Origin of the sequence: Zavarzinia sp., from assembly GCF_041650655.1 — a bacterium.
Taxonomy (GTDB): Bacteria; Pseudomonadota; Alphaproteobacteria; order Zavarziniales; family Zavarziniaceae; genus Zavarzinia.
Window position 1 is genome coordinate 1 of the sequence record NZ_JBAZKR010000173.1, and the last position, 4941, is coordinate 4941.

Consider the following 4941-nt stretch of genomic DNA (forward strand, 5'->3'; position numbering starts at 1 on the left):
ACCACGCTGGTGAAGGCGCTCACCGGCGTGGATGCCGATCGCCTGCCGGAAGAGAAAACGCGCGGCATCACGCTCGACCTGGGTTACGCCTACGCGCCGCTGGCCGACGGTTCGGTGCTCGGCTTCGTCGATGTGCCCGGCCATGAAAGGCTGATCCACAACATGCTGGCCGGCGCCACCGGCATCGATTTCGTGCTGCTGGTCATCGCCGCCGACGACGGACCGATGCCGCAGACGCGGGAGCATCTCGAACTGCTGGGACTGCTCGGCCTCGACCGCGGCGCGGTGGCACTGACCAAATGCGATGCGGTCGATCCGGCACGCGTCATCGAGGCGCGCGGCGAGATCGAGGCGCTGCTGGCCGGCACGTCGCTGGCAGGCAGCCCGGTGTTTGCGCTGTCGGCAACGACCGGCGAGGGCGTTGCCGCACTGCGTGCCCACCTCGACGCGGTTGCGGCCGCACACCGGACGCGCCGCGCCGATGGCCGCTTTCGTCTCGCCATCGATCGCTGCTTCACGCTGTCGGGCATCGGCACCGTGGTTACCGGCACCGCCTTCTCGGGCAAAGTCGGCGCTGGCGACACGGTGACCATCGCGCCGACGCACGGTGGCGGACTTCGGGCCCGCGTGAAAAGCCTGCATGTGCAGGACCGGCCGTCCGAGCGCGGGCAGGCCGGTGACCGCTGCGCGCTGGCGCTGAGCGGCGACTTCGAAAAAGCCGACATCGCGCGCGGCATGTGGGTCGTCGATCCCCTTGCTGCCCGACCCCTGACCCGTTTCCAGGCCGAATTGCAGGTGCCGGCAACGCAGGCGGCACTGAAGCACTGGACGCCCGTGCATCTGCATCTGGGCGCAGCCGACATCACCGCCCGCGTCGCGCTGCTCGACTGCGCGGAAGTCGGCGCTGGCGGGACGGCGCTGGCCGAAATCCTGCTCGATCGCGAAACCATCACCGTGCGCGGCGACCGCTTCGTGCTGCGCGACGCCTCGGCCCGGCACACCATCGCCGGTGGCCGCGTGCTCGACTGCTTTCCGCCCTCGCGCCACAAGCGCAGCCCGGCGCGGCTGGCGCTGCTCGCGGCATTGCGCGACGACGATCCGCTGACGAGCCTGCGCCAGATGGCGGAACAATCGACCTCCGGACTCGATCTGGTCCGTTTCGCCGCCAACTGGAATCTCGTTGCAGACGCCGCGGCTGCGCTGTGGGCGGTCGCCGGCCTGCGCGTGCTCCAGTCCGGTGACGAGCAGATCGGGTTCTCGGCCGCCCACTGGCGGGCGCTGGGCGACAAGTTGCTCGCCGCCCTCGCCGCCGAACACCAGCGCGCACCCGACATGGTCGGCGTCGAGCGCGAACGGCTGCGCCGGCTGACCCTGCCGACGCTGGCGCGCGCCGCCTTCGACGCGCTGGTTGCGGAACTGCTCGCCGCCGGACGCCTCGCCGCGTCCCGCGCCTGGCTGCATCTTCCCGAACACCAGGCCAGTCTGGCCAGCGGTGACCGCGACCTGTTTGCCGCATTGAAGCCGCTGTTGGAGGCCCAGCCCTTCGGCCCGCCGCGCGTGCGCGATGTCGCGCGCGACTCGGGCACCGCCGAAGACGTGGTGCGGCAATTATTCCGCCGCCTGGCGCGCGCCGGCGAACTCTACCCAGTCGCGCACGACCACTACTTCACGGCGGATGCCGTGGCGCAGCTGGCGACGCTCGTCGCCGAGCTCAATGCCGCGAAAGGATCGGCGCGCGCCGCCGACCTGCGCGACCGCATCGGCGGCGGGCGCAAGGTGGCGATTCACATCCTCGAATTCTTCGACCGCATCGGCTACACTCGCCGCGTGCGCGACGAGCACGTAGTGCGCGGCACCGATTCGACCCACGCATGGCTAAACCAATAGTTAACGAACAACGGAAGAGAACGTTCCCCGGTGGGGCGGCCGGTCTTCAAAACCGGCAGGGGTCGCCATGCGGTCCCTGGTGGGTTCGACTCCCGCTCTCTTCCGCCACCCCAAGCAAGGAGAAAAGCTCATGAGAGCCCACAACCTGTATCGCACTGCGCAGATTGTCTGTCTGGGTTCGGCAACCATTCTGGTCGTCGCCAGCGGCACGATCCGCGCCGCGGCTGCCGGCAGCCGTTACTGACGCAGCCGATGACCCGCAGCCCCTTCCGCGGCGCCGTTCCCGACGGCCTGCTCTACGACACGAACCACGACATGTGGGTACGGCGCGAGGGCGAGCAGGTCGTGATCGGCGCCACGGCTTTCGGCATCTTCCTCGCCGGCGAGATCATCGCCTTCACGGCCAAGCCGAAGGGCGCCGATGTGGAACTGGGGCGCGGCTTGGGCACAGTCGAGTGCGCCAAGACGGTGCTCGCCGTACATGCGCCGGTATCCTTCGTGCTGCTCGAAGCCAACGAGGACGCCGAGGAGCGTCCGGCGGTCCTCAATCGCGATCCCTACCAGGCCGGCTGGATGGTGCGCGGCCGGCCTTCGGCCTGGGAAGCGGAGCGAGGTGGGCTGGTGGATGCCGCCGCCTATCGCGCCCACATACACCGCATCGAACCGGCAGCGGAACTCCTGTGAACGCGCACCGCAAGAAGCTCGCGATCCTGCTCTGGTCGGCCACCCCGGAGCGGCCCCAGCTGTGCGCCACGCCCTTCGTGCACGCTGCCGCAGCGGCCGCCTTCGACTGCGAAGTGGAGATCCACTTCGCCGGTCCCGCGGTGCGCCTGCTGGTGCCCGGAGTTGCCGATGCCCTGCGGCCCTGGCCCGATGTCGACACCTCCATTTATCAAATGATGCGCCAGGCGGCGAATCTCGATGTGAGCTTTCGCGCCTGCGCCATGGCCATGAGCGCGCTGGTCGGCAAGGACGAGGCGCTGATTCCCGAATACACCGGTACCGTCGCCGCCAGCGCCTTCGTCGCCCGCACGCTCGATCCGGAATGGGCGACGCTGGTATTCTGAGAACAGGCGCCGAGCCCGATGTCCAACCCGGTCATCACGTCCTGCCCGTCCTGTCGGGCGCCGATGAGCGCCCATCGCTTCATGCGCAAGCTCAACGGCGACGTCACGCTGGATCTGTGCTTCGCCTGCCAGGGAATCTGGTTCGACGAATATGAAAGCCTGCAGCTCGCGCCGGCCGGCGTGATCGACCTGTTCAAGCTGATCCATGAGCACCGCGACGACCAGCGCCTGCCGCTGGCCAGCCCCTTGCGCTGCCCGCGCTGCAACGAACGCCTGATCCAATCGCAGGACCGGGTCAAGAGCGGGCTGTTCAACTACCTGCGCTGCGGCCAGCAGGATGGCCGCTTCATCACCTTTGCCCAGTTCATGATCGAGAAGGGTTTCGTGCGCCAGCTGACCGGCGCCGAACTCGATGAACTCAAGCTGCGCATCGGCACCGTGCGCTGCACCGGCTGCGGCGCACCGGTGGACATCCGCAAGGACAGTGCCTGCACCCATTGCCGCGCCCCCATCGCCATCCTCGACACGCAGGCGGCCGAGGCGGCGCTGGCCGGCTATCAGCAAGCCGCGACAAAGCAGGCAGCGCCGCCGGAACCGGCGCTGCTGGCCGAGGCGATCCTGTTCAGGGAACGCGAACGCAGCCAGCGCCAGCGCGAACGCGGCCATGGATTGAACGCCGACATCGGCGATCTGCTGCAGGATGGCGTGGCGATGCTCTGGGACAGGCTCCGGCGATGAAGGAAAAAATCACCGGCGTCATCCTGGCGGGCGGGCGGGGACAACGCATGGGCGGCGTCGACAAGGGCCTGCAAGACCTCGACGGCCGTCCGCTGGTGCAGCGGGTTCTGGAACGCCTGACGCCGCAGGTGGACGTCGTGGTGATCAATGCCAACCAGAACCTGGCGCGCTATGCCGCACTCGGCTGCATTGTGCTGCCTGACAACATTCCCGATTTTGCCGGCCCGCTGGCGGGATTGCACGCGGCGCTGTCGCAGGCGACGACTCCGCTGCTGCTGACGGTGCCCTGCGATTCGCCGTTTCTGCCCGACGACCTGGCGCAGCGATTGCGTGCTGCGCTGGAAGCGCAAGGAGCGGAGCTTGCAGTCGCTCGCACCGGCGACCGGGTGCAGCGCGCTTTCTGCCTGACGCGGCGCGCGATCCTGCCCAAACTGGAGGCCTTTCTTGGCTCCGGCGAACGCAAGGTCGGTCTGTGGCATGCCTCATTGAAGCTGGCCGAAGTCGCATTCGACGACGAGGCCGACGGCTTCAGGAACATCAACACCCCGGAAGACCTCGCCGCTGCGCGAAGCACCCGATAGCACCCTTGGGGCAGGGTTCGCGCGGAAGGCGGGACTAGCCCATTGCCCGTCTCTGTGCTTGAATACTGACAGCACGGTCTCCCCCTCTTCACGAACGTACAGGGCTGCACATGGATTGGTCGCTGAATCACTCAAGGCTGGGTGTCCTTTTCCGGGGCGTGGGCATTTTTTGCATCCTCATGGGCAGTTCCTTGCCGAGCCATTCCGCCGCAGCGACCGCGGAAAGCGGCAAGCAGTTTGCAGCGGTCTTGCATATTCGCGGCGAGGTCGCCGCGTCCGCTGCCGGCACTGAAAGAAGATTGCGCGAGGGTGACGTGGTGTACGTCGGCGAGCGAGTGCGCGCCGCTGCCCTGGCCGAGGCCGTGCTCAAGACCGAAGATCGGGGACTCGTCGCCATTCGCCCGGGTACCGAGTTCGTCGCTGAACAGTTCGCTGCCGAGGACAAGCCGACCGATGGTCTCACCCTGCGGCTTTTCACCGGATCGCTGCGGGTTATCAGCGGCTGGATCGCCCGCACCAATCGCTCCGGGCACAAGGTGGTGACGCCGACGGCGACCATCGGCATTCGCGGCACCGACCATGAGCCCTACGTCCTGTCGGCGGAACTTGCCGCGGCCACATCGAACCGCGAGGGAACGTACGACAAGGTCAATCGCGGCGGAACGACC

General features: G+C 67.9%; 6 protein-coding genes and 1 tRNA gene. All 7 read left to right on the top strand.

Annotated elements, in window-relative coordinates; all coding sequences use genetic code 11:
* A partial coding sequence (selB, locus tag WC493_RS21510; RefSeq protein WP_373068374.1) for a selenocysteine-specific translation elongation factor occupies window positions 1-1887 on the top strand: 1887 nt, incomplete at its 5' end.
* A gap of 12 nt (window positions 1888-1899) precedes the next feature.
* Window positions 1900-1995 (top strand) — tRNA-Sec (locus WC493_RS21515).
* 144 nt (window positions 1996-2139) lie between these two features.
* Entirely contained in the window at window positions 2140-2571 is a 432-nt protein-coding gene (locus WC493_RS21520) for a glycine cleavage system protein H (RefSeq protein ID WP_373068376.1), read from the top strand.
* The gene (locus WC493_RS21525) at window positions 2568-2954 is read left to right on the top strand and encodes a DsrE family protein (protein WP_373068378.1); all 387 of its coding nucleotides are present in this window, start codon (window positions 2568-2570) and stop codon (window positions 2952-2954) included. The genes WC493_RS21520 and WC493_RS21525 overlap by 4 nt, the downstream gene beginning before the upstream one ends.
* A gap of 18 nt (window positions 2955-2972) precedes the next feature.
* Window positions 2973-3692, top strand: coding sequence for a zf-TFIIB domain-containing protein (locus WC493_RS21530; protein WP_373068380.1), 720 nt, complete (start codon window positions 2973-2975; stop codon window positions 3690-3692).
* Window positions 3689-4273 carry a molybdenum cofactor guanylyltransferase MobA gene (gene mobA / locus WC493_RS21535; protein ID WP_373068382.1) on the top strand — a complete coding sequence of 195 codons (585 nt, stop codon included), beginning with the start codon at window positions 3689-3691 and terminating at the stop codon, window positions 4271-4273. The genes WC493_RS21530 and mobA overlap by 4 nt, the downstream gene beginning before the upstream one ends.
* 110 nt (window positions 4274-4383) lie before the next feature.
* A partial coding sequence (locus tag WC493_RS21540; RefSeq protein WP_373068384.1) for a hypothetical protein occupies window positions 4384-4941 on the top strand: 558 nt, incomplete at its 3' end.